The sequence below is a fragment of the Rhodopseudomonas sp. P1 genome, from assembly GCF_039642825.1.
Classification (GTDB): domain Bacteria; phylum Pseudomonadota; class Alphaproteobacteria; order Rhizobiales; family Xanthobacteraceae; genus Rhodopseudomonas; species Rhodopseudomonas palustris_H.
Genome location: NZ_CP088006.1, coordinates 3799953 through 3823639, shown reverse-complemented (window position 1 = coordinate 3823639; position 23687 = coordinate 3799953). Strand labels below are relative to the sequence as shown.

Genomic DNA, 23687 nt, shown 5'->3' with positions numbered 1-23687 from the left:
AAATTCAGCCGCACCACACCCGGACGACGCGCTGGGTATTGGGGTCGAGCTCGACATTGCCGCGGTCGGTCCGGTAGTCGCGGGTCAGAATGTCGCCGGTGTGATAGACGCGGAGCAGTTTGCCGGTCAGATCGCATTCCGATGATGTCGCGGTGAAGATCAGCCACGGGATCGGATCGTCGTCGCCGCGAAACAGCGAGATCGCTTGTGCAAGTTCTTCGGCGTCGCCGAAGGTCGCTTCCCGAGTGCTGCTGCGGGCGTGGATGCGGACACCGCGCAGCGCTTTGCCCGGGCCCCAGTAGTCGGCGGGATCGCGCGGGATGGTGGCTTCGCCGACGATCGGCGTGATCACCGGCAGCACGATTCCGGTCGGGGCATCGGCGACGAAATCGAAGTCCTGAATGCCGTCGTCCGGTGGCCGGATGTAGAACCACGGCGACAGCCGCGGTTGCTTCCAGCCGGAGGTGGGCACCGTACCGTGGGTGACGATGTGAATCTGTGGAGGCTTGGTCTTGACCAGGCTGAGCTCAACCGAAGTGACTTCCAATACACGCTGCATTGCAAAGCTCCTTGGTTTGAAACGCCAGGATGCTCAACCAATGCGGGTGGTGTGTCCAGGGAAATCAACCTGCAGCCCGCCGCGGCGTCGGTGCTGTGACCGGCGCCGCGGCGGTAACTGCTACACGATGGGGCGGGCGAGGCGCTGCCCTCCGCCGTCGCCGCGGCGGACCAGCAGCAGCGCGATTGCCAGCGTCGGCACCAGCAGGCACAGCCCGAGCGAGGTGACCTGCACCTGCGACAGCGGATTGATGCCGCCGCCCGGAGTCGCCAGCACGAAGCCGCCGATGACTAGTGCGACGCGCAGCGGCCATTCCAGCGCGCCGGCGCGGCGCAGATTGCCGATGCCGACCTGATAGCCCTGGATGCCGCCGCAGATGCACAGCGTGCCCGCGGCCGCCAGCGTCAGCAGGCCGAGCGCGGCGAGATACGGGCTCGGCCCCTGCAGCACCAGCGCCGGGTTCATCACGAAGAAGAACGGGATGAAGTAGATGATGCTGCCCACCCACATCGACTCCCACCCGGTCTTCATCGCCGGAGATCCGGCGATGCCGGCGGCCGCAAAGGACGCGATGGCGACCGGTGGTGTGATCGACGACAGCATGCCCCAATAGAAGATGAACATGTGCACCGCCATCCGGTTCAGCCCGAGCTTCTCCAGCGCCGGCGCCACCAGGATCGCCAGGAAGATGTAGCAGGCGGTGGTGGTGAGGCCGAGGCCGAGGATCAGGCTGGTGATGGCGCACATCGCCAGCAGCAGGAAGGCGTTGTCGCCGGCCAGCCGCAACAGATCGGCCGCGAGGCTGGAGATCACGCCGGTCATCGAGAACGCGCCGATCAGCAGGCCGCAGCCGGCCAGGATGCCGATCAGCTCGACGAAGGTGCGGCCGTTGACTTCCAGGAAGCGAACGATGCTGCCGAGGGTCCAGCGGGTCTCCTTGGAGAAGATCTGGTTGAGCACCAGCAGCAGCGCGGTGGCGTAGAACGGCGCGTGGCTCTCGCGCTTGAAGTACAGCAGCATCACCACCAGCAGGGCGATCACGAAGGCGTAGTACCAGCCTTCCTTCAGCGTCTGCCACAGGCTCGGCAGTTCCGAGCGCGGGATGCCCTCGAGCCCGTGCCGTGCCGCATAGGCGTCGACCTGCATGAACAGGCCGATGTAATACAGCGCCGCCGGTACGATCGCGGCGAGCGCGACCTCGGCATAGGAGACGTTGAGGAACTGCGCGATGACGAACGCGGTGGCGCCCATCACCGGCGGCGCCAGCACCGCACCGGTCGAGGCGCAGGCTTCGATTGCCGCCGCATAGGAGGCGCGGAAGCCGCTCTTCTTCATCACCGGGATGGTCATGGTGCCGGCGGTCAGCACGTTGGAGATGATGGAGCCGGACATCATGCCGAGCAAGGCCGAGGCGAAGATGCAGACCTTGGCGGCGCCGCCGCGGAACGTGCCGCAGATCGAGAACGACAGGTTGATGAAGAATTTGCCAGCGCCGGTCAGCATCAGCGCGGTGCCGAACACCAGAAAGCCGATCACGGTGTCGGCGAACGCCTGAATCGGAATACCAAGCAGGCTCTCGCCGGACAGCACGTGATAGGCGGTGGCCTGTTCCAGCGTCGACTGCGAGCCGCCGAGCGGGCCGAGCCAGCGCGCGCCGGCGAACAGCGGATACACCGTGAACGGAAACACGCAGAGCAGCAGGCTCCAGCCGCCGGTGCGCCGCAGCGCCTCCATCAGCAGCGCCCACATGACCAGGCCGGCGATGAACACATGCGTCGGCGCGCCGCCGAACTCCCAGCCGGCTTCGGCCGCCTTGCGGATGGAGCCCATCAACACCAGCGCCGCCACCACGGTCGCGGCGAACAGGGCGATGTCGTACAGCGGCACGCGGTCGAGCCGCGCGGTCGATGTTCCCGGGAAGATCAGGAAGGTGAACGGTAGCATCAGCGCAATCAGGAGATAGAAGTACTCCGTATTGAGCTGGGTGTAGCCGATGAAGAACCGAAGCGAGAACTGCTGGTTGATACACAGCAGGATGGTGGCCGCGGCGGCGGCCACCAGAGCCCAGCGCCAGAAGCCGGTCAGGCTTCGGACGCGGGTGACTTCGGCTTCCTGCATGTTGTCGACCGAGTGCGGATCGTCGAGCACGATCCGTTTGGTCGGGCGGGCGGCGGATTCAGCAGCGCGCATGGCGATGTCCCCGGCGTTGCGATGCGTTACTCGAACCCGTTCGGCAGGCCGGCCCGCTTCAATGCCGCTGCCCGTGCTGTCATCCAGCCGTCGCGGAATTCCTGCTCACCGGACGGCGCCGCGGCTGCGTACTGCTTCCAAGCCGCGGCCAGCACCTCCTGGCGCTTGATCAGCCCGTCATTGTGAGTCTGATCCTCGGCGGTCCACTGGCCGGCTTCCTTCAGCGCCTTCACCGCGCCGGGATGGAACGGCACCACCCATTTCATCGTCTGGGTCTTCACCGCGAGGCCGGTCGCGCCGGGAGCGCTGTCCTTATAGGCGTCGTAGTCGACGATCATCGCCTTGGTGATCGAGTACACCTGATCGGCCGACTGCGTCGCGTACACGGTGGCGATCGGATACGGGTAGTTCGACAGCTCGATCGGCTTGCCGGGCTGGTGCGCGGCGCCGCAGCTCGACATCGCCGGATTGAAGAACGGCGCGACCTTCTTGACGCGTTCCCACGCCGCCTTGTCGGCATGCGGCATCGGTGGCCAGATCAGGCCGCGCGGCGAGTTCTCGGCTTCCTTGGCCGGGCCGGTGATCGTCGTTCCGAACGCGGCGTCGACGTCGTTGTTGACGAGGCCCTTCCACATCGCGCCGTAGCTGGCGAATTCGACGATCTTGACGTCGTCCTTGGTGAGGCCGCCATAGGCCATGATGCCGAGCGCATTCTGGTTGAGCGCCGGCGAGCCGACCACGAAGCCGACGCGCTTGCCGCGCAGATCCTTGATCTCCTTGACGCCGATGTCGGCGGCGACGCCGAGCGAGGAGCCGTTGCAGTCGACCACGCTGAGCGTGATCTGCAGCGGCTGCGGGCCCCATTCCTTGGCGCCGAACTCGAACACGCCTTCCTGCGCGAAGTAAGTGCCCGATCCCATCCAGGCGAGCTGGGCGCGGCCGTTGCGCAGCGGGGCGAGGCGGGCGACGTCGTTGCCGGCGGGCAACACGCGGACGTCGGTTCCGTGCTTGTCCTTCATCATCTTGCCGACCGCGACCGCGATGTTGAAACCGGCGGTGCCGGTGTCGTAGGCGGTGAATGCCATCGTGGTTGGTAGTTTGATGTCGTCAGCACGCGCGGAGGTTGTAGTAATCAGCGCGCAGCCTACGGCGAATGCCGCGAGCGGACCGAAACGTCCCGTCATGTTTCTCTCCCGAGCGCATCCGCTTTGCGGATTGCTTTGTTATCAGGAGAGCATGTCACCGCAGTCGAGTGATGGCAACGCGATGGCCGCGTCGTCTGCACACGACATCGCCGCCGGGTGATGCGACATTACGTCCCGGCTGCCGACGATCTTGGTACGCGGCGTGACGGTTGTGCGCGGCAGCTCAGCTTTCGATCACCGCGACGAGCTGGCCTTCGGCAACGACATCGTCGAGCGCGACGTGCAGCGACTTCAAGGTTCCGTCGGCCGGAGAGGCGACCGGGATTTCCATTTTCATCGCTTCGACAAAGACGATGTCGTCGCCTTCACCGACGCCGTCGCCGATCGACAGCGGCAGCGCACAGACGCGGCCCGCGACTTCGGTGACGATCTTGATCTCGGCCATCAGTGTTCCTCCGGTAGGTTTGTTGTTGTCGGCGCCGGGTTCCGCTGCTGCGGCCGCAGCCAAAAATCTTGCGCCGAGTGGTTACGCGTGGGGCCTTGCGCAGCGTCAAGCGATGTTGTCGGCGCAATTTGCCTGATGTAGCTTTGTCTTCAAGCGGAATTATATTCCGCCTAGCGAAACTAGAAGACGTAACAAGAAACCAAGAACGTAAGATGTGCCGGGTCGGGACGTTGGGCAGTCCCGGTGCATCGGGCATCATAACCACGCAGGATAAAAAGACATGGGACGACGCTCAGAACGACTCTGCAGGCAGGGGGACGTGGCCGGTGACGGCGATGTGATTCAGGTGGTGTCGCGCGCGTTCGACGTGCTGCGCTGCTTCGAAGGTCACGACGTCCGGCTCGGCAATCTCGAAATCTCCAACCGCTGCGGCTTGCCGCGCTCGACGGTGTCGCGCCTCACCCACACGCTGACCCGGATGGGCCAGCTGGTGTATCTGCCGCGCGATCAGAAGTATCGCATCGGCCCCTCGGCGGTCGCGATGAGCACGTCGATGACGCGCGGTCTGCAACTGCGCAATCTGATCCGCTCGCGCCTGCAGGAGGTCGCCGACCAGATTCCCGGCACCATCGGCTTCCTGATCCCGGATCGCTTCCATCTGGTCTATCTCGAATTCGCCCGCGCCGCGCACGCGCTCGGCCTGCATTCGACCACCGGCAGCCGCATCTCGATCAGCCGCACCGCGGCCGGTCACGCCTATGCGGCGTCGCTCGACGACAATGTCGCCGCCGCGCTGGTGACGGAGATCCAGCGTGAAGCCCCCGCCGATGCGGCCTTGCTGAGTGAGCGGATCGAAACCGACCGCGCGATGCTGCGCGAGCGCGGCTATGTGGTGTCGTGCGGTCTGTTCAGCCCGCACATCAACGGCATCGCCGTGCCGATCTGGTCGCCGCAGTACCAGACCTACGTGATGGTGACGATCGGCGTGCTGGCCGCGATGTACGACGAACAGCGGCTGCACGATGAAGTGGCGCCGGCGCTGCTCAAGCTTGCCGCGGCGATCGAGCCGCTGGTGCAGAATGCGGATGGCGGCCTGGTGGCGGTGCGCCCGTCTGGAAACAATAACAAGAAGACGATCAGGCCGGAGGGAATGAATGAGTTGGAAGCCGGAGCTCGACGAGCTGGCCCGGCGCGAGAACTTCGCGCGGCAGATGGGCGGCACCGACAAGGTCAAGCGCCAGCATGACCAGGGCCGGCTCACGGTCCGTGAGCGCATCGATCGGCTGAGCGACGCCGGCAGCTTCCACGAGATCGGCGCCGTTGCCGGTCTCGGCGACTACGACGCTAATGGCGAACTGATCAATCTGACCCCGGCGAACTGCGTGTTCGGCCGGGCGAAGATCGACGGCCGCACCGTCGTGGTGGTCGGCGACGATTTCACCGTGCGCGGCGGTTCGGCCGATGCGTCGATCCATGCCAAGCCGCAGATGGCGGAGGAGATGGCGCACGACTATCGCCTGCCGATCATCCGCGTGATCGAAGGATCGGGCGGCGGCGGCTCGGTGAAGACGATCGAGAGCAAGGGCGCCGCCAATCTGCCCGGCGGCGTCGATGGCACCCGCTGGTACTGGTACACGACGGCGAACCTCGCGCAGGTGCCGGTGGTCGCGCTCGGGCTCGGCTCGGTTGCGGGCCTCGGTGCGGCGCGGCTCGCCGCCAGCCACTATTCGATCATGACCCGCAGTTCGGCGATGTTCGTCGCCGGCCCGCCGGTGGTGGCGCGGCTCGGCCAGGATCTTACCAAGCAGGAGCTCGGCGGCGCCGATATCCAGACCCGCGCCGGCGCGATCGATCATGCGGTCGACACCGAGGAAGAAGCCTTCGCCTGCGCGCGGCGCTTCCTGTCGTACTTGCCGTCGTCGGTGCATGAATTGCCGCAGACGCTTGCTTGCGACGACGATCCGGAGCGTTCCGACGAGAAGCTGCTGAAGGCGGTGCCGCGTAATCGCCGGCAGGTCTACAAGATGCGGCCGATCATCGAATCGGTGGTCGATCAGGGCTCGTTCTTCGAGATCGGCTCGGCGTTCGGCCGCTCGATCATCACCGGCCTTGCACGACTCGAGGGGCGGGCGGTGGCGGTGCTGGCCGGCGATCCGTATCACTACGGCGGGTCGTGGACCTCGGACACCTGCCAGAAGGTCATTCGCTTCGTCGATCTCGCCGAGACCTTCCATCTGCCGGTGGTGTATCTGATGGATTGCCCCGGCTTCATGATCGGACTCGAGGCCGAGAAATCGGCGACGATCCGCCACGGCGTCCGTGCGATGACCGCGGTCAATCAGTCCACCGTGCCGTGGTGCACGATCATCGTCCGCAACGCCTTCGGCGTCGCCGGCGTGGTGCACCAGCCGGCCAACCGCTTCTCGATGCGCTACGCGTGGCCGTCGGCGTATTGGGGTTCGCTGCCGCTCGAAGGCGGCATCGAAGCGGCGTATCGCGCCGACCTCGATGCGGCGGAGGACCGCGACGCCAAGATGCGCGAGATCGAGGAGCGGCTGAACAAATTGCGGTCGCCGTTCCGCTCGGCCGAGAAGTTCTGGGTTGAGGAGATCATCGATCCGCGCAAGACGCGTTCGCTGCTCTGCGAATTTGCGCGCCTCGCCGAACCGCTGCGCAAGCCCGGCGTCGCGACCGGCATGCGGATGCGGCCTTAGGCCTTCCAACCTCTCCCCGCAGCGCGGGGAGAGGTCGACCGGCGCAGCCGGTCGGGTGAGGGGCCAGGCACTGAGGTTGCCGAACGCGCAGCCTCTCGGGCCTGATGACTTGTCTTCCTGATAATTTGGACGGGCTGAAGGGCCGTGCCTTGCCCCTCACCCCAACCCTCTCCCCGCGAAGGGCGGGGAGAGGGAGCGGGGAGCGCTTCTGTTCACGCCACCGCCGGCTTGGCAGCCTTGCTGATTGTCAGCGCGGCTGCGGCGGCGATCACGCACAGGGCGCCGGCGATGAAGAAGGCCGGCAGGTAGCTCGCCAGCAGGTCGCGCGACAGGCCGGCGCCGAATGCGGCGGTGGCGGCGCCGAGCTGATGGCCGGCGAAGATCCAGCCGAACACCAGATTGGCGCGCTCCGGGCCGAACTTCTGGGCCGTCAGCCGCACCGTCGGCGGCACAGTCGCGACCCAGTCCAGGCCGTAGAACACCGCAAACAGCGACAGCCCGTAGAACGAGAAGTCGGTGAACGGCAGCGCCAGCAGGCTGAGGCCGCGCAGGCCGTAGTACCAGAACAGCAGCCAGCGATTGTCGTAGCGGTCCGCCAGCCAGCCCGACAAGATGGTGCCGATGAAATCGAACACACCCATCGCTGCGAGCAGGCCCGCGGCCTGCACCTGCGGGATGTTGAAGTCGGCGCACAGCGGGATCAGGTGAACCTGCACCAGGCCGTTAGTCGACGCGCCGCAGATGAAGAAGGTGCCGAACAGCACCCAGAACACCCGCGTCTTGGCCGCGTCGCGCAGCGCGCCGAGCGCGGCAGCGGCGATCGAGCCCGGCGCAGCCTGCGCCGACAGCGGCACCGGCTCGGTGCTGGTGTCGCCATAGGGCCGCAGCCCGACGTCGCTCGGCCGGTTGCGCATTGCGATCAGCACCGCGACTGCGGCGATGCCGATCAGCGCGCAGACATAAGCCATTGCGATCCGCCAGCCGTAGCGTTCGGTCAGCGAGGCGAGGATCGGGAGGAACACGAGCTGTCCGGTGGCGACGCTCGCGGTCATCATGCCGATCACCAGGCCGCGGCGGGCGACGAACCAGCGCGTCGCCACCGTGGCGCCGAGCACCAGCGCTGTGAGGCCGGTGCCGACGCCGACCACCACGCCCCACAGCAGCATCAATTGCCACAGCGACGTCATCGCCAGCGACGCGACCAGTCCGATCGCGACCACCAGAAGCGCGGTCAGCGTTACCTGACGCAGGCCGAACCGGTTCATCAGCGCTGCGGCGAACGGTGCCATCAACCCGAACAGCACGAAGCGGATCGACAGCGCGGACGAGATATCCGCAGTGCTCCAGCCGAATTCCTGCTGCAACGGAACGATGAACACGCCGGGCGCCCCGACCGCGCCGGCATTGACCAGCGCGGTGAGGAAGGTGACGCCGACCATCACCCAGCCGTAGTGGATGTTGCGGCGGGCCAGCGCGGCGGCGAGGGCGTCGGAGATCATGCGGCGGTCCTGTCGGCGAGCGCGCCGGCGGCAACGGCGGCCGGCTGATTGGAAATGATGGCCATCATATAAATTACCGGCGGCAACGCAACTCGGGGATTCCCAAGATCGCGTGAACAGCTCAGCGTTTGCGGTTGATGAAATCCGCCATCAGCGCCTGCGGCTCGCCGGTCAGGTACGACTGACCAAACACCTTGACCGAATGCGCAACCGCTTGCGGCAGCGGCATGTCTTCCCATGCCGCCATCAGCGCCTTCTGCGCCCGCATTGCCTGCCGCGCGCCGGCGAGCAGTGCGCCGACCAGATGTTCGACCGCAGCGTCGAGCTCGCCGGGCGACGCGATCTTGTCGATCAGTCCCCAGGCAAGAGCGGTGTCGGCGTCGATGTTTTCTGCGGCCATCACCAGATAGCGAGCGCGCGACCAGCCGATCAGCCGCGGCAGCAGGGCGGCGTGGATCACCGACGGAATTCCGACGCGCACCTCGGGCATGCCGAATTTGGCATCGTGCGTCGCGACGCGGAAATCGCAGGCGGCGGCGAATTCCAGGCCGCCGCCCAGGCACCAGCCAGGAATCCGCGCGATCACAGGATAGGGCACGGCGCGCACCGCCTCGCACAGCTCCGCAAGGCCGGTGATGAAGCGCTCGGCGGAACTCTGATCGAGCGTCGCCATCTCGTTGATATCGGCGCCGCCGATCATGCTGCGTTCGCTCTGGCCGGCGACGATCAGCACGCGCAGGCTGTCATCCGCTGCGAGTTGCCGCAATCCGTCCCGGACATCGGTGATCACCGCGGTGTTCAGGATGTTGAGCTTGCCGGCGTTGCAGATGGTGAGGCGCGCGACGCCGCGGGAATCGCGGTCGACGCCGCAATGGGTGTTGAGCATCTGCATATTGGATCTCGTCAGCGAGGGGCGGGATAGGCGCGGCATCATGCCCGGCAATGCTGGGGGGCTGTCAAGCATCCCGCCGGCGCGCTTGTCGTGACCCGGGATTTATAATATGAGTATCATCATATAAAAACAGGAGCCCGCCGATGACGATGCTCGATGCCGCTGCGCCGCCCGATCTCTCAGGCTTGTTTGCGGCCGCGCAGCGTCGCAGCCGCACGGTCGAGTGGCAGGAGCCGGGGCCGGTCGCACGCGCCGCGATGACGATGTCCGGCCTGGAGGTGATGCAGGCGATCCGCGACGGCCGGTTGCCGCCGCCGCCGCTTGCGCGGCTGATCGGCTTCAAGATGGCCGAAGTGCATCCCGGCCGGATCGTGATGCAGCTCGATCCGGACCAGAGCCTGGAGAACACCGCGGGCCTGCTCCACGGCGCGATTGCGGCCGCGCTGCTCGACACCGCGATGGGCTGTGCGATCTCGACGCGCCAACCGGCCGGGCAGGGCTCGGTGACGATGGATCTGAAGCTCAGCTATCTGCGGCCGTTGTCGGTGCGGTCCGGCACGATCATGGCCGAGGGGCGGGTGGTGAAATTCGGCCGGCAGTCGAGCTACACCGAGGGCTTCGTCTATGACGGCGCCGGCAAGCTGGCGGTGCACGCCACTGCAACTTTTGCGATGCTTGGGGGTGCGCCTGCTGCGGCGCCACATCCGCACGATTCCTGAGGTGAACCGAAACTTGAGGCAGACGCCCGCGTTCGGTGTCATAATATGATCCTGAACATGGCATGGACAGCCGATGCGCTATTCGAAGGAACATAAGCAGGAGACCCACGACCGCATCGTCCGGCGGGCGTCGGTGAAGCTGCGTGAGAAGGGCGCCCACGGCATCGGCGTTGCCGATCTGATGAAGGACGCGGGCCTCACCCACGGCGGGTTCTACGCGCATTTCGCATCGCGCGAGGCGCTGGTGATCGAGGCCTTCAGCTACGCGATGGACCGCTCCACCGAGCGCTGGCGCAAGCTGGCGGAGGAGCTGCCGCCGGAGCAGCGGCTGGCCGCGCTGGTGGACGGTTATCTCAGCGCCAACCACCGCGACGATCCCGGCCGTGGCTGTGCAGTGCCGGCGCTCGGCGCCGAGATTGCGCGGGAAAGCCCGAAGACCCGCAAGGCGTTCGCCGCCAAGCTCGACGACATGATCGCGATGATTGCGGCGCAATATGTCGATGCTCCGCCGAAGACGGCACGCAAGCAGGCGATGGCGGCGCTGGCGACCATGATGGGAACGTTGGTGTTGGCGCGGATCGCCGGCAGCGGCGAATTGTCCGACGAAATTCTCGCCGCCGGCCGCGAAGCCGCATTGGCCGAGGCCGGCGCCGCTGCGCCGAAGAAGCCAGCGCGGGTGATCACGGCCAAGCCGAAGAAGGCCGCCGCCAAGGTTGCGACACGGTCGGCCGCGCAAGACTGAAACCTGCTTGCAAAGCCTGCGGCGCGGCCAGCGGTGGCCGCATGCCGCAGCGTGGGCCGCTTCCGCATTTCGGCACAGGTGTCGCGCGTCCTGGGCCTTCCCAAACCTGAAAAAATTCTGTTCAAGGGGACGAGAACACAGCCTTTCAGGAGGAAGTCCATGCGCACGGTCGGGCATTTCATCGGCGGCAAAGAGGTCGAGGGCAAGTCGGGGCGTTTCGCCGACGTGTTCGAGCCGATGACCGGCGAGGTGAAGGCCAAAGTCGCCCTCGCCACCAAAGCCGAGCTCCGCGCAGCGGTTGAAAACGCCAAGGCCGCGCAGCCGGAATGGGGCGCCACCAACCCGCAGCGCCGCGCCCGCGTGCTGATGAAGTTCCTCGAATTGGTGCAGCGCGATTACGACAAGCTCGCCGAGCTGCTCGCGCGCGAACATGGCAAGACCATTCCCGACGCCAAGGGCGACATCCAGCGCGGCCTCGAAGTCGCCGAGTTCGCCTGCGGCATTCCGCATCTGATGAAGGGCGAATACACCGAGGGCGCCGGCCCCGGCATCGACATCTATTCGATGCGGCAGCCGCTCGGCGTCGTCGCTGGCATCACTCCGTTCAACTTCCCGGCGATGATCCCGATGTGGAAGTTCGCGCCCGCGATCGCGTGCGGCAACGCGTTCATCCTGAAGCCGTCGGAGCGCGACCCCGGCGTGCCGATGGCGCTGGCGGCGCTGATGCTCGAGGCCGGCCTGCCGCCGGGCATCCTCAACGTCGTCAACGGCGACAAGGAAGCGGTCGACGCCATCCTCGACGATCCGGACATCAAGGCGGTAGGCTTCGTCGGCTCCTCGCCGATCGCGCAGTACATCTATGAGCGCGCCGCGCAGACCGGCAAGCGCGCGCAGTGCTTCGGCGGCGCCAAGAACCACGCCATCATCATGCCGGATGCCGACATCGACCAGACCGTCGACGCGCTGATCGGCGCCGGCTACGGCTCGGCGGGCGAGCGCTGCATGGCGATCTCGGTCGCGGTGCCGGTCGGCAAGGCCACCGCGGACGCGCTGATGAGCAAGCTGATCCCGCGCGTCGAGGCGCTGAAGATCGGTCCGTCGACCGATCCGACCGCTGACTACGGCCCGCTGGTGACCAAGGAAGCGCTGGAGCGCGTCAAGAACTACGTCGACATCGGCGTCAAGGAAGGCGCGACGCTCGCGGTCGACGGCCGCGGCTTCAAGATGCAGGGCTACGAGAACGGCTTCTACATGGGCGGTTGTCTGTTCGACAACGTCACCAAGGACATGCGGATCTACAAGGAAGAGATCTTCGGCCCCGTCCTGAGCGTCGTCCGCGCCCATGATTATGCCGAAGCGCTGTCGCTGCCGTCCGACCACGACTACGGCAACGGCGTCGCGATCTTCACCCGCGACGGCGACGCCGCGCGCGACTTTGCGGCGAAAGTGAACGTCGGCATGGTCGGCATCAACGTGCCGATCCCGGTGCCGATCGCCTACTACACCTTCGGCGGCTGGAAGAAGTCCGGCTTCGGCGATCTCAATCAGCATGGCCCGGATTCGATCCGGTTCTACACCAAGACCAAGACCGTCACCTCGCGCTGGCCGTCGGGCGTCAAGGAAGGCGCGGAGTTCTCGATCCCGCTGATGAAGTAAGCGCCGGCTGCCATGCAGTTCGACCTCAACGAAGATCAGCGCGCCATTCGTGACATGGCGCGCGACTTCGCGGCCGAGAAGATCGCGCCGCATGCGCTGAAATGGGATGAAGACAAGCACCTGCCGCTGGACGTGATCCGCGAAGCGGCGGCGCTCGGCATCGGCGGCATCTACATCCGCGACGATGTCGGCGGCAGCGCGATGACCCGGTTCGACGCGGCGCTGATCTTCGAGGCGCTGGCGACCGGCTGTCCGTCGGTGTCGGCGTTCATCTCCATCCACAACATGGCGTCGTGGATGATCGACAGCTACGGCTCCGACGCGCAGCGTCAGCGCTGGCTGCCGACGCTGTGCAGCATGGAGCAGGTCGCCAGCTACTGCCTGACCGAGCCGGGCTCCGGTTCGGATGCCGCGGCGCTGCGCACCCGCGCGGTGCGTGACGGCGAGCACTACATCCTCGACGGCCAGAAGCAGTTCATCTCCGGCGCCGGCGCCAATGACCTCTATGTCGTGATGGTGCGCACCGGCGGCGATGGCCCTGGCGGCATCTCGACGCTGGTGGTCGAGAAGGACACGCCCGGCCTGTCGTTCGGCGCCAACGAGCGCAAGATGGGCTGGAATGCGCAGCCGACCCGCACCGTGATTTTCGAAAACGCGCGGGTGCCGGTCACCAACCGGCTCGGCGACGAAGGCATCGGCTTCAAGATCGCGATGGCCGGGCTCGACGGCGGCCGGCTCAACATCGGCGCCTGTTCGCTCGGCGGCGCCCAGGCCGCGCTCGACAAGACGCTCGCTTACATGAAAGAGCGCAAGGCGTTCGGGAAGCGGCTCGATGAATTCCAGGCGCTGCAATTCCGGCTTGCCGACATGGCGACCGAATTGGAGGCCGCGCGCACGCTGCTGTGGCGCGCCGCCGCGGCGCTCGACCGCAAGGATGCCGATGCCACCAAGCTGTGCGCGATGGCCAAGCGCTTCGCCACCGATGCCGGCTTTGGCGTCGCCAACGAGGCGCTGCAGCTGCACGGCGGCTACGGCTATCTGGCCGAATACGGCATCGAGAAACTGGTGCGTGACCTGCGCGTCCACCAGATCCTCGAAGGCACCAATGAAATCATGCGGCTGATCGTGTCGCGCAAGCTGCTCGAGGCCAATCGATGAATGGTGCCGTGACCGAACCCGATCTGATCGTCCGGCGCGAAGGCGCCGCCGGTGTGATCCGTCTCAACCGGCCGAAGGCCATCAATGCACTGACGCTGGAGATGGCGCGTGACCTCGACAACGCGCTCGACGCCTTCGCCGCCGATCCGCAGGTCGCGCTGATCCTGGTCGAAGGCGCCGGTGAGCGCGGGCTGTGCGCCGGCGGCGACATCGTCGGGCTCTACAACAGCGCGCGCGAGGGCGGCGATCTCGGCAAGGTGTTCTGGCGCGAGGAATACATCACCAACGCCAAGATCGCTAAGTATCCGAAGCCCTATGTGGCGTTCATGGACGGCTTGGTGATGGGCGGCGGTGTCGGCATCGCCGGCCACGGCAGCCACCGCATCGTCACCGACAAGACCAAGATCGCGATGCCGGAAGTCGGCATCGGCTTCTTCCCCGATGTCGGCGGCACCTGGCTGCTGACGCGCTCGCCCGGCGAGATCGGGACGTATTTCGGGCTGACCGGCGATATCATGAACGGCGCCGACGCGATCCACGCGCAATTCGCCGACGCCTATGTGCCGACCGCGAATTGGGCAGCGCTGCGTCAGGCGCTCACCGAGGCGCCGAGCGGCGCATCGGCCGAGCAGGTCAGCGGCATCATCGCGCGCTTTTCCGAACGGCCGGCCAAGGGCCCCGCCGAGCTGCATCAGGCCGAGATCGACCGCTGGTTCGGGCACCAGACGATCGAGCAGATCGTTGCCGCGTTGGAGAGCGATGCGTCGGAGTTCGCGCAAGCCGCGCTGAAGACGCTGCGCATCAAATCGCCGACCAGCCTGAAGGTGACGCTGAAGCTGCTGCGCGCCGCGCGGCACAGGGTGTCGCTCGAAGAGTGTCTGGTGCACGAATATCGCGCTGCGCTGCAGGTGTTCGTCAGCGACGATTTCGTCGAGGGCGTCCGCGCCGCGGTGATCGACAAGGACCGTCAGCCAAAATGGCGGCCTGCGACGATCGCAGAGGTGACGCCGGAGATCGTGGCGCGCTACTTTGAAGATCGCGGCGACGACGAGCTGAAATTTCCGGGCTGAAGCACCGGGGACAGGCAAGGGGAGGAAGGGGACATGACGGATATCGCATTCATCGGTCTCGGCAATATGGGCGGGCCGATGGCCGGCAATCTCGCCAAGGCCGGCCACAAGGTCGCCGGCTTTGATCTGGTGGCGGCCTCGTGCGAAGCGGCGAAGGCCGAGGGCGTCAGCATCGCGCCGACCGCGATCGATGCGGTGAAGGGCGCGGGCGTCATCGTCACCATGCTGCCGGCCGGCAAGCACGTTCTGGCGGTGTGGAACGAGATCCTGCCGCACGCCGCCAAGGGCGCGCTGATCATCGATTGCTCGACCATCGACGTCGAAAGCGCCGTGCAGGCGCATGCGCTCGCCGCCAAGCACGACATCGCCTCTGTTGATGCGCCGGTTTCCGGTGGCACCGGCGGCGCCAAGGGCGCGACGCTGACCTTCATGGCCGGCGGCAGCGAGGCGGCGTTTGCGGCCGCCAAGCCGGTGCTCGAAAAGATGGGTAAGAAGATCGTGCATTGCGGCGGTGCCGGCGCCGGCCAGGCGGCGAAGATCTGCAACAACATGATCCTCGGCATCTCGATGATCGGCGTGTCGGAAGCGTTCACGCTCGCCGAGAAGCTAGGGCTGTCGCATCAGGCGCTGTTCGATGTCGCCTCGACCTCGTCGGGGCAGTGCTGGTCGCTCACCAGCTATTGCCCGGTGCCCGGCCCGGTGCCGGCATCGCCCGCCAACAACAGCTATAAGCCGGGCTTCGCCGCAGCGCTGATGCTGAAGGATCTCAAGCTGTCGCAGGAAGCCGCCAAGGCGGCCGGCGCTTCGACGCCGCTCGGCCAGCACGCCGCCGAGATCTACGCCGCGTTCGAACAGGCCGGCCACGGCGGCACGGATTTTTCCGGAATCATCAATTACCTGCGCGAGCAGGGGCGGAAGTAATCAGTCCGATGTCTGGCACGACCGCTCCCCGATCCAGTCGTCATGCGCGGGCTCGACCCGCGCATCCATCGTTTTCGCAAGGATGATGGATGGCCGGATCAAGTCCGGCCATGACGGATGAGGAAGTGGTTGCGGTCGCGCCTCGTAAGCGAGGTGCTTCATGACCACGTTCCAGCAAGCCCGTTCGTTCCTGCTCCAACACCGCACCGACTACGCAGCCGCGGTCGCGGGTTTCCGCTGGCCCGATCCGGTGCCGTTCAACTGGGCGCTCGACTGGTTCGACGCCGAGCTGGCAAGCAATCCGGACAGCCGCAACCGACCCGCGCTGTGGATCGTCGACGGCACCACCGGCCGGGAGGAAAAGCCGAGCTTCGCGCATCTGTCGAAGCGCTCCAACCAGGTCGCCAACTATCTGCGCGCCAAGGGCCTGAAGCGCGGCGATCATTTGCTGTTGCTGCTGGGGAACGTCGTGCCGTTGTGGGAGGTGATGCTGGCCGCGATCAAGCTCGGCCTCGTCACCATTCCGGCCACCACGCTGCTCACCCCGGAGGAGCTGCGCGACCGGCTCGACCGCGGCCGCGCCAAGGCGGTGGTGGCGGCGCCGGATCAGGTCGCCAAGTTCGCCGGCCTCGGCGGCGATGATCTGCTCCGCATCGTCGTCGGCGACGCCCAGGACGGCTGGCTCAATTACGACGGGACCGCGCTGCAGCCTGACGTCTTCACCCCGGACGGGCCGACCCAGGCCGACGATCCGATGCTGCTGTACTTCACCTCCGGTACCACCGCGAAGCCGAAGCTGGTGCGGCACAGCCAGCGCTCCTATCCGGTCGGGGCGCTGTCGACGATGTTCTGGCTCGGACTGCAGCCGGGCGACGTGCATCTCAACATCTCCTCGCCGGGCTGGGCCAAGCACGCCTGGAGCTGCTTGTTCGCGCCGTGGAATGCGGGTGCCACCGTGTTCGTCGTCAACCAGCCGCGGTTCGATGCCAAGAGCCTGCTCGCCACCATCGGCCGCTGCGGCGTCACCACGCTGTGCGCGCCGCCGACGGTGTGGCGGATGTTCATCCAGGAGAAGCTGGCGGACTATCAGGTCTCCTTGCGCGAAGTCTGCGGCGCCGGCGAGCCGCTCAATCCGGAAGTGATCGATCAGGTCAAAGCCGCCTGGGGTCTCACCATCCGCGATGGTTACGGCCAGACCGAAACCACCGCCATGGTCGGCAATTCGCCGGGGCAGCCGGTGAAGATCGGCTCGATGGGCCGGCCGCTGCCGGGCTACATGGTCAAGATCACCGATGCCGACGGTCATCCGGCCAAGGAGGGCGAGATCACGCTGGCGCTCGGCGATGCGCGCCCCGCCGGGCTGATGCAGGGCTATCAGGGCGAGGGCGGCAAGCTTTCGGGCGCCGACGGCGAGGTGTATCGCTCCGGCGACGTCGCGTTCGCGGATGAGGACGGCTATCTGACCTTCGTCGGCCGCACCGACGATGTGTTCAAGTCGTCGGACTACCGGATCTCGCCGTTCGAACTGGAGAGCGTGCTGCTGGAGCACGACCTCGTGGCGGAAGCTGCGGTGGTGCCGAGCCCGGATCCGATCAAGCTGGCGATCCCGAAAGCCTATGTGCTGCTGACCGCGAACGCGGAACGAACCCGCGACACCGCGCTGTCGATCTTCAGGCACATGCAGGGCCGGCTGGCGCCGTTCAAGCGCATCCGCAAGCTGGAGATCGTCAGCGAACTGCCGAAGACCATCTCCGGCAAGATCCGCCGCGTCCAACTCCGCCGCATCGAGCACGACAACGATCAGGCCGATAGTCTGCGCGGACTCGCCTTCTCCGAAGAGGACTTCCCCGAGCTGAAAGCCGCGCCGGCGAAGGAGGGGTAGTCCGTAGGATGGGTTGAGCGCAGCGAAACCCATCGTCGGCGGCTGCGTGCGGCGATGGGTTTCGCCTCCGGCTCAACCCATCCTACGAGCCGTGCCGGGACGGTGTGCACCGTCCTCTCGTTGGTCATTCCGGGGCGCGCGCAGCGCGAACCCGGAATCTCTCTTTGCAACAATCTCGGGATTCCGGGTTCGCGAACGTTCGTTCGCGCCCCGGAATGACGTACTTCTAAACCGCGCTTACTTGTAGTCGCGCTCGTCCCACCACGGGAAGTAGGGCGGCATGTCGGTGGTGATCTTGTTCTTGAACTGCGCCGGGCGCTTTTCCAGGAACGAGGTGACGCCTTCCTTGACGTCGTCGGAGCGGCCGCGCTCGTAGATGCCGCGGCTGTCGATCTTGTGGGCTTCCATCGGATCGTCGGCGCCCATCATCCGCCACATCATCTGCCGGATCAGCGCCACCGACACCGGTGCGGTCTTGGCGGCGATTTCCTTGGCGAGTGTGCGCGCGGTCTCGAGCAGCTGATCGGCGGGGACCACGCGGCTGACCAGCTTGCCGGCGAGCGCTTCCTGCGCCGGGAACACGCGGCCGGTGTAGCACCACTCCAGCGCCTGGGCGATGCCGACGATGCGCGGCAGGAACCAGCTCGACGCCGCTTCGGGCACGATACCCCGCTGCGAGAACACGAAGCCGAACCGCGCGGCTTCGGACGCGATGCGGATATCCATCGCCAGCTGCATGGTGACGCCGATGCCGACCGCCGGGCCGTTCACGGCCGCGATCACCGGCTTCAGGCACTTGAAGATCCGCAGCGTCACCTGGCCGCCGCCGTCGCGCACCTGCGGGTCGGAGTAGTCGGTCGAGCCGTCGGCATTGCGGCGCACCGGGCCGCGGCGGGCATCGCGATCGAAGGTGTCGGCGCCGGAGGACAGATCTGCACCGGCGCAGAACGCGCGGCCTTCGCCGGTGACGATGATGGCGCGGATGTTATCGTCGGCGTCGGCCTTGTCGAACGCCTCGATCAGCTCGTGCTGCATCGTCGGATTGAAGGCGTTGAGCTTGTCCGGCCGGTTCAGCGTGATGGTGAGGATTTGATCGGCGACCTCGTATTTGATGGTCTCGAACGGCATCTGGTTTCCTCCAGCGTGTTTTTGTTTGTACGAGTCATGCGCGGGCTCGGCCCGCGCATCCATCTTTATGAAGGAGATGGATGCGCGGGTCGAGCCCGCGCAATGACATTGTGCTTGGGACGCCGCGTACTTTAGTGCGGCACGACCGGCCACGGCTTCTGTTCGCCGCGCAGGCCTTCGAATGCCTTGGCCATGCGCAGCACGCCGAGATCGTCGAAGCGTTTGCCGACGATCTGCACACCGATCGGAAAGCCCTTGGCGCTGTAGCCGCCGTTGATCGAAGCGGCGGGATTTTCCGCCATATTCCAGGGCACGGTATAGAGGATGTGATCGAACGGCCGGTCCGGATCATTCCACGGCGAGGCGACATCGGCGGCGAAGCTCACCACCGGCGCCACCGGCGAGATCAGATAGTCGATGCCGGCAAACAGCTTGGCGCCGAGTGCGCGCACCGCCATGGTCTGGTTGAAGCCGCGGACCACGTCGACGCCGCTCAGCCGCGCGCCGGGTTCGGCCCAGCGCACGATGTAGGGCAGCACGCGTGCGCGTTGCTCGTCGGAGAACAGCGCCAGATCGCTCCACATCCGCGCCCGCCAGAAATTGTCGAGCCCGTCCATCATCTCGCGGGTGAAGCCGAGTTCGACCGGCTTGATAGTCGCACCCTGCGCCTCGAACGTACGTGCCGCCTGCGTGACGATGGCGCGTACCTCGTCTTCGAGCTCCATGCCGAAGCCGAGATCGGTGAGCAGGCCGATGGTCTTGCCGCGCAGCGTGGTGTCGAGATCGCTCCAGTCGAAATCGTGCGGCGGCAGGCTCATGCCGTCGCGGCCGTCGGGCTGCGACAGCACGCTCATCATCAGCGCGGCGTCGTCGACGGTGCGCGTCATCGGCCCGGCGCAGCGGCCGACATAGGGCGGATCGATCGGCACGCGGCCGAGGCTCGGCTTCAACGCGAAGATGCCGCACCACGCCGCCGGCAGCCGCACCGAGCCGCCGATATCCGTGCCGAGATGCAGCGGCCCGTAGCCGGCCGCGCCCGCAGCGCCGGCGCCGGCGGAAGAGCCGCCGGTGTTCTGCGACACGTCCCACGGATTGCGGGTGACGCCGTGGAAGCTCGACAGGCCCGACGACAGCATGCCGAAATCCGGCATCGTCGTCTTGCTCCACAGAATGCCGCCGGCTTCACGCAGCCGCGCGGCGGGCGGCGCATCGGCTGCGGCCGGCGTCAGCGGCGTGATCGGCACGCCGAGCGGCACCGGCACGCCCTCGGTGGCGACGTTCTCCTTGATTGTCACCGGCACGCCGTCGAGCAGGCCGAGCGGCTCGCCCTTGGCCCAGCGCGCGGTGGAGGCTTGCGCCGCCTTGCGCGCGGTGTCGGGATCGAAACCGTACAGCGCATTGATATGCGGCTCCCAGCGCGTCGCCTGGGCGATCACCGCCTCCATCACCTCGCTCGGCGAGAACTGCTTGCCGTAATAGCCGGCGAGCAGCTCGGTGGCCGAGAGGTCGTGCAGCGCGGTGGCGGTGGTGGCGAGGCCGTCAGACATGCGTAGCTCCGTCGTGGCCGCCGACCGGCAGCCGGGTTTCGATCAGCCGGGCGAACATGCTGGCGCCGACCGGCAGGATCTTGTCGTCTAGCACGAAGCCCGGGTTATGCAGCGGCACGTTGCCGTCGTGGCCGATCCAGAAATATGCGCCGGGCACCGCCTGCAGCATATCGGCGAAATCCTCGCTGCCCATCTTCGGCGTTTCGCGGGTCTTCACGTTGGCGTCGCCGACGATGCTGCGCGCCACCTCGGCGACGCGCTCGCTGTGCTCGGGCGCGTTCACCAGCACGCTGAAGATGTCGCGGATGTCGACCTTGATGTCGACCTCGAACGCCGCCGCAATGCCGGCCGCGACCGCGCGCATCCGGGTCCGGATCAGGTTGCGGATCTCGTCGGAGAACGCGCGCACCGTGCCCGCGAGCCGGGCTTCGCCGGGGATCACATTATAGGCCGAGCCGGAATGGATCTGGGTGATCGACAGCACCGCCGACTGCAGCGGATCGACGTTGCGACTGACGATGGTCTGCAGCGCCTGGCCGAGCGTCATCGCGATCACCACCGGGTCCTTGGAGCGCTCCGGCATCGCGCCGTGGGCGCCGTAGCCCGAGATGGTGATGTCGAAGAAATCGGCGCCGGCCATCGCCGGTCCGGGCCGGATCGCGATCTCGCCATGGCCGAGGTCCGGCGCGTTGTGCAGGCCGTACACTTCGTCGCACGGAAATTTCTCGAACAGCCCGTCCTTCAGCATCGCGCGCGCGCCGCCGAGGCCTTCCTCGGCGGGCTGGAAGATGAAGTGCACGGTGCCGTCGAAATTGCGGGTCTCGGCGAGGTAGCGCGCGGTGCCGAGCAGCATGGTGGTGTGGGCGTCGTGGCCGCAGCCGTGGAAGCGGCCGGGGATGGTCGAGCGCCACGGCAGGTTGGTGGCTTCGTCCATCGGCAGTGCGTCCATGTCGGCGCGCAGGCCGATGCGGCGGCTGCCTTCGCCTTTGCCCTTCAGCACGCCGACGACGCCGGTGCCGCCGATGCCGCGATGCACCTCGATGCCCCATTGGCCGAGCTTCTCGGCGACGATGCTCGAGGTCCGCACCTCTTCGAAGCCGATCTCGGGATGGGCGTGGAGGTCGCGGCGGATCGCGGTCATTTCGTCGGCGAAGGCGTCGATACGGTCGATGGTCGGCATGCGCGGGTCACCTCGGCTGTGGTGGGCTCTATGGGACGTCTCGGGCGGCCTGCATGCAAGGAACGGGCAAGAGCGGGGCAGGGCAGAGGGAGAGCGGAATCGGCATCGGCGTGAGACAGACCGCCGTGCCCGACGCCGCAGGCGCCGTGCGTATTCCAGCCGACAATGCGGGGCGATGTCAAAGCGCGCGGACGGCGAAGTCACCGCTTCGCTGCAACCCCGCTTTGCGTTGCGTCGCAGGGTCGATTATGAATGCGGCGCACTGGCGCGGAACTTGGCAAGGTCACGGCCGCCGAGCCGGACAGCCACCGCCGCAGCCGCCAGTTTTCGGCGGCGTCGCGGTCCGGGATGCGGGCGTGGCGAAATTGGTAGACGCAAGGGACTTAAAATCCCTCGGCTCGAAAGAGCTGTGCCGGTTCGACCCCGGCCGCCCGCACCAGCAATCGCTGACGAAGTAGAGCGGATCGGAGTACAACATGGCTAAGGAGTATCAGATAGGTATCCTAGGTATCCCCGGCGCAAAACTGGCTATTGTCGAGGCAGCCTTCCGAAAGCAGTGCAGCGACTTGGGGCTTCCTCCCGACGCCGTGGCACTGATCAATGAAAAAGATATTGGGAGTCGCAACCGCAAGAGGCCATTTACAGGAGTCTTCTTCGGATACCCGAATGCGACAGATGTCGCACATCCCATCCTCAACGACTTATTGCAGGACAGTGTGATCATTCTTCCTGTCGTTGAGAACCTCGAGAGCGCAGCAGAACTTATTCCGCCCAAACTAGCCCACATCAATTGCTTGGAATCTTCGATTGCCAACCCCAAGATCGAACGCATAGTGAATCTGGCTTTTGAGAGCTTCCGACTGTTGAGGTCGGAACGACGCTTATTTATCAGCTACCGTCGCTTAGAATCGCAAGGTATTGCCATCCAGCTTTACGAGGCACTCGATGCGCTAGGCTTTGACGTCTTTCTTGATACACACAGCGTTCCTCCTGCTGCCGATTTTCAATCGGTTCTGTGGCACCGCCTCGCCGATAGTGACGTAATCGTCTTGCTCGATACGCCGGACTTTCGTCAGAGTAGGTGGACAGTGCAAGAGCTTGCGCGAGCCAATGCCACAAGCCTCCAAATTCTGCATTTGCTTTGGCCGGGTGTGCCACCTGATCCGCATTCGGCCTTTAGCGAATTCGTCTTGCTTCAAGCCAAACACTTTTTCGATAGTGCCCGCACGGGGCCTGCCGCACGACTTGAGCATTCATTCATCGAAGAAATTGGACGGAATGTCGAGGCATTGCGCGCGCGCGCAATGGCTGCTCGTTATCGCTATCTTGTCGACAACTTCTGCGATATGGCGAGGAATGCTGGTCAGCAAGCCCTTGTTCAGTCGGATCGCTTTGTAGCTCTAACGTTAGCAAACACAAGAAGTATCGCCGTGGTGCCCGCCATAGGTGTCCCGAGCGCTTCGCGTTATCAAGAGATCGAAGAAGCAATCTTGAATGCTCCTGTCAAATACGGCAAAGTATGGTTGCTGTACGATGATCGCGGTCTTCTGCAGGGTTGGCTCGACCACGTGGAGTGGTTGAATCGGCATTTGCCAGTGACCGCTGTTTGCGTTTCAGCTTGCAGGTCTCGCATTGAGAGGGAGGCCGCATAATGAATTTATTTCTTTCGGCGAGCGTGCCTCTTCCCACACGCCATAGAGAGTTTTTCGATACCGCTGACGTCATTGCTATTCGTGAGGCGGTCAAGGCACTTGTGGAAACGGCGTTGGATGATGCCGTACTCGTATTTGGTGGACATCCTGCCATCACTCCACTCATCGCTTTGCTCCTGCGGGGCATGGCTCCTAAATACAAGCGGCGAGTCGTGCTCTTCCAAAGCGCTTTCTTCGAAGGCGAATTCGTCGAAGAGAATACAGAGTTTATCGATTTTCAGATCGTGCCGGCTGATGGCGATCGCGAGCGAAGCTTGGTAACAATGCGCGACTACATGTTGCGGTCGAGACGTTTCGATGCTGCATTCTTCATAGGCGGCATGGAGGGAATTTGGAATGAATATCGCGCTTTCCGCGCGCTGCACCCTGGGGCTCTTTGTTTTCCTATTGCGTCCACAGGAGCTGCATCACTTCAGCTTTTTCGCGAGATTGCTCCAGCTCGACGAGACTTGCTGCACGAGCTGACGTATCCCACGCTCTTTCGCAATCTGCTGGCTGAAATTAGGCGTCGCCAATAGCGCTAATGCT

20 protein-coding genes and 1 tRNA gene are annotated in these 23687 nt (G+C 65.6%); 12 read left to right on the top strand and 9 right to left on the bottom strand.

Annotated elements, in window-relative coordinates; all coding sequences use genetic code 11:
• Window positions 1-4 precede the first annotated feature (4 nt).
• The 4 genes from LRC39_RS17725 to LRC39_RS17710 all read right to left on the bottom strand — a co-directional run bounded on the left by LRC39_RS17725 (window position 5) and on the right by LRC39_RS17710 (window position 4339).
• Entirely contained in the window at window positions 5-559 is a 555-nt protein-coding gene (locus LRC39_RS17725; protein WP_346295126.1) for a hypothetical protein, read from the bottom strand.
• 120 nt (window positions 560-679) lie between these two features.
• Window positions 680-2749, bottom strand: a complete 2070-nt coding sequence (locus LRC39_RS17720; RefSeq protein WP_346295125.1) for a TRAP transporter permease — start codon at window positions 2747-2749, stop codon at window positions 680-682.
• A gap of 26 nt (window positions 2750-2775) precedes the next feature.
• Window positions 2776-3933 carry a TAXI family TRAP transporter solute-binding subunit gene (locus LRC39_RS17715; RefSeq protein WP_346295124.1) on the bottom strand — a complete coding sequence of 386 codons (1158 nt, stop codon included), beginning with the start codon at window positions 3931-3933 and terminating at the stop codon, window positions 2776-2778.
• A 184-nt stretch (window positions 3934-4117) separates the two neighbouring features.
• Entirely contained in the window at window positions 4118-4339 is a 222-nt protein-coding gene (locus tag LRC39_RS17710) for an acetyl-CoA carboxylase biotin carboxyl carrier protein subunit (protein WP_011158998.1), read from the bottom strand.
• A 280-nt stretch (window positions 4340-4619) separates the two neighbouring features.
• On the opposite strand from LRC39_RS17710, the gene LRC39_RS17705 reads away from it, so the two are divergent.
• The gene (locus LRC39_RS17705; RefSeq protein WP_107345240.1) at window positions 4620-5585 is read left to right on the top strand and encodes an IclR family transcriptional regulator; all 966 of its coding nucleotides are present in this window, start codon (window positions 4620-4622) and stop codon (window positions 5583-5585) included.
• Window positions 5494-7053 carry an acyl-CoA carboxylase subunit beta gene (locus tag LRC39_RS17700; protein ID WP_346295123.1) on the top strand — a complete coding sequence of 520 codons (1560 nt, stop codon included), beginning with the start codon at window positions 5494-5496 and terminating at the stop codon, window positions 7051-7053. The genes LRC39_RS17705 and LRC39_RS17700 overlap by 92 nt, the downstream gene beginning before the upstream one ends.
• Before the next feature lie 212 nt (window positions 7054-7265).
• Here LRC39_RS17700 and LRC39_RS17695 read toward each other — a convergent pair whose 3' ends face one another.
• Together LRC39_RS17695 and LRC39_RS17690 are read right to left on the bottom strand one after the other, a co-directional pair.
• Window positions 7266-8552 (bottom strand): MFS transporter, encoded by a 1287-nt coding sequence (locus LRC39_RS17695; RefSeq protein WP_264073986.1) that lies wholly within the window; start codon window positions 8550-8552, stop codon window positions 7266-7268.
• A 121-nt stretch (window positions 8553-8673) separates the two neighbouring features.
• The gene (locus LRC39_RS17690; RefSeq protein ID WP_346295122.1) at window positions 8674-9444 is read right to left on the bottom strand and encodes an enoyl-CoA hydratase; all 771 of its coding nucleotides are present in this window, start codon (window positions 9442-9444) and stop codon (window positions 8674-8676) included.
• 143 nt (window positions 9445-9587) lie between these two features.
• Here LRC39_RS17690 and LRC39_RS17685 point away from each other — a divergent pair, with 143 nt between their 5' ends.
• The 7 genes from LRC39_RS17685 (at window position 9588) to LRC39_RS17655 (ending at window position 17592) form a co-directional block, all read left to right on the top strand.
• Window positions 9588-10163, top strand: a complete 576-nt coding sequence (locus tag LRC39_RS17685) for a PaaI family thioesterase (protein ID WP_346295121.1) — start codon at window positions 9588-9590, stop codon at window positions 10161-10163.
• A 73-nt stretch (window positions 10164-10236) separates the two neighbouring features.
• A complete protein-coding gene (locus tag LRC39_RS17680; RefSeq protein WP_346295120.1) occupies window positions 10237-10905 on the top strand; it encodes a TetR/AcrR family transcriptional regulator in 669 nt (222 codons plus the stop codon).
• 159 nt (window positions 10906-11064) lie between these two features.
• Window positions 11065-12561: a CoA-acylating methylmalonate-semialdehyde dehydrogenase gene (locus LRC39_RS17675; protein WP_011158992.1), complete on the top strand. Its 1497-nt coding sequence runs from the start codon at window positions 11065-11067 to the stop codon at window positions 12559-12561.
• 12 nt (window positions 12562-12573) lie between these two features.
• Window positions 12574-13719 (top strand): isobutyryl-CoA dehydrogenase, encoded by a 1146-nt coding sequence (locus tag LRC39_RS17670; protein WP_346295119.1) that lies wholly within the window; start codon window positions 12574-12576, stop codon window positions 13717-13719.
• A complete protein-coding gene (locus LRC39_RS17665; RefSeq protein WP_346295118.1) occupies window positions 13716-14789 on the top strand; it encodes an enoyl-CoA hydratase/isomerase family protein in 1074 nt (357 codons plus the stop codon). Before LRC39_RS17670 ends, LRC39_RS17665 begins: the two co-directional genes overlap by 4 nt.
• 33 nt (window positions 14790-14822) lie before the next feature.
• Window positions 14823-15710, top strand: coding sequence for a 3-hydroxyisobutyrate dehydrogenase (mmsB, locus tag LRC39_RS17660; protein WP_164635682.1), 888 nt, complete (start codon window positions 14823-14825; stop codon window positions 15708-15710).
• A gap of 160 nt (window positions 15711-15870) precedes the next feature.
• The gene (locus LRC39_RS17655) at window positions 15871-17592 is read left to right on the top strand and encodes an AMP-binding protein (RefSeq protein ID WP_346295117.1); all 1722 of its coding nucleotides are present in this window, start codon (window positions 15871-15873) and stop codon (window positions 17590-17592) included.
• A gap of 237 nt (window positions 17593-17829) precedes the next feature.
• Here the strand turns inward: LRC39_RS17655 and LRC39_RS17650 are convergent, their stop codons facing one another.
• The 3 genes from LRC39_RS17650 to LRC39_RS17640 form a co-directional block, all read right to left on the bottom strand.
• Window positions 17830-18720 carry a crotonase/enoyl-CoA hydratase family protein gene (locus LRC39_RS17650; protein WP_346295116.1) on the bottom strand — a complete coding sequence of 297 codons (891 nt, stop codon included), beginning with the start codon at window positions 18718-18720 and terminating at the stop codon, window positions 17830-17832.
• Between the two features lie 131 nt (window positions 18721-18851).
• A complete protein-coding gene (locus LRC39_RS17645) occupies window positions 18852-20267 on the bottom strand; it encodes an amidase (RefSeq protein WP_346295115.1) in 1416 nt (471 codons plus the stop codon).
• Window positions 20260-21447, bottom strand: coding sequence for a M20 aminoacylase family protein (locus tag LRC39_RS17640; protein WP_107345228.1), 1188 nt, complete (start codon window positions 21445-21447; stop codon window positions 20260-20262). Before LRC39_RS17640 ends, LRC39_RS17645 begins: the two co-directional genes overlap by 8 nt.
• Before the next feature lie 350 nt (window positions 21448-21797).
• On the opposite strand from LRC39_RS17640, the gene LRC39_RS17635 reads away from it, so the two are divergent.
• From LRC39_RS17635 to LRC39_RS17625, 3 genes are all read left to right on the top strand, one after another.
• Window positions 21798-21886, top strand: a tRNA-Leu gene (locus LRC39_RS17635).
• Window positions 21887-21923: 37 nt separating this feature from the next.
• Entirely contained in the window at window positions 21924-23099 is a 1176-nt protein-coding gene (locus tag LRC39_RS17630; RefSeq protein ID WP_346295114.1) for a toll/interleukin-1 receptor domain-containing protein, read from the top strand.
• On the top strand, window positions 23099-23677 hold the full coding sequence (locus LRC39_RS17625) for a hypothetical protein (RefSeq protein ID WP_346295113.1): 579 nt from the start codon (window positions 23099-23101) through the stop codon (window positions 23675-23677). The genes LRC39_RS17630 and LRC39_RS17625 overlap by 1 nt, the downstream gene beginning before the upstream one ends.
• The last annotated feature ends 10 nt before the right edge of the window (window positions 23678-23687 follow it).

Coding starts and splice junctions, on each gene's coding strand:
- mmsB (WP_164635682.1), top strand. CDS start 14,823: ATGACGGATATCGCATTCATCGGTCTCGGCAATATGGGCGGGCCGATG.
- LRC39_RS17645 (WP_346295115.1), bottom strand. CDS start 20,267: ATGTCTGACGGCCTCGCCACCACCGCCACCGCGCTGCACGACCTCTCG.
- LRC39_RS17630 (WP_346295114.1), top strand. CDS start 21,924: ATGGCTAAGGAGTATCAGATAGGTATCCTAGGTATCCCCGGCGCAAAA.
- LRC39_RS17650 (WP_346295116.1), bottom strand. CDS start 18,720: ATGCCGTTCGAGACCATCAAATACGAGGTCGCCGATCAAATCCTCACC.
- LRC39_RS17725 (WP_346295126.1), bottom strand. CDS start 559: ATGCAGCGTGTATTGGAAGTCACTTCGGTTGAGCTCAGCCTGGTCAAG.
- LRC39_RS17640 (WP_107345228.1), bottom strand. CDS start 21,447: ATGCCGACCATCGACCGTATCGACGCCTTCGCCGACGAAATGACCGCG.
- LRC39_RS17695 (WP_264073986.1), bottom strand. CDS start 8,552: ATGATCTCCGACGCCCTCGCCGCCGCGCTGGCCCGCCGCAACATCCAC.
- LRC39_RS17685 (WP_346295121.1), top strand. CDS start 9,588: ATGACGATGCTCGATGCCGCTGCGCCGCCCGATCTCTCAGGCTTGTTT.
- LRC39_RS17680 (WP_346295120.1), top strand. CDS start 10,237: ATGCGCTATTCGAAGGAACATAAGCAGGAGACCCACGACCGCATCGTC.
- LRC39_RS17700 (WP_346295123.1), top strand. CDS start 5,494: ATGAGTTGGAAGCCGGAGCTCGACGAGCTGGCCCGGCGCGAGAACTTC.
- LRC39_RS17625 (WP_346295113.1), top strand. CDS start 23,099: ATGAATTTATTTCTTTCGGCGAGCGTGCCTCTTCCCACACGCCATAGA.
- LRC39_RS17720 (WP_346295125.1), bottom strand. CDS start 2,749: ATGCGCGCTGCTGAATCCGCCGCCCGCCCGACCAAACGGATCGTGCTC.
- LRC39_RS17715 (WP_346295124.1), bottom strand. CDS start 3,933: ATGACGGGACGTTTCGGTCCGCTCGCGGCATTCGCCGTAGGCTGCGCG.
- LRC39_RS17690 (WP_346295122.1), bottom strand. CDS start 9,444: ATGCAGATGCTCAACACCCATTGCGGCGTCGACCGCGATTCCCGCGGC.
- LRC39_RS17705 (WP_107345240.1), top strand. CDS start 4,620: ATGGGACGACGCTCAGAACGACTCTGCAGGCAGGGGGACGTGGCCGGT.
- LRC39_RS17655 (WP_346295117.1), top strand. CDS start 15,871: ATGACCACGTTCCAGCAAGCCCGTTCGTTCCTGCTCCAACACCGCACC.
- LRC39_RS17710 (WP_011158998.1), bottom strand. CDS start 4,339: ATGGCCGAGATCAAGATCGTCACCGAAGTCGCGGGCCGCGTCTGTGCG.
- LRC39_RS17670 (WP_346295119.1), top strand. CDS start 12,574: ATGCAGTTCGACCTCAACGAAGATCAGCGCGCCATTCGTGACATGGCG.
- LRC39_RS17675 (WP_011158992.1), top strand. CDS start 11,065: ATGCGCACGGTCGGGCATTTCATCGGCGGCAAAGAGGTCGAGGGCAAG.
- LRC39_RS17665 (WP_346295118.1), top strand. CDS start 13,716: ATGAATGGTGCCGTGACCGAACCCGATCTGATCGTCCGGCGCGAAGGC.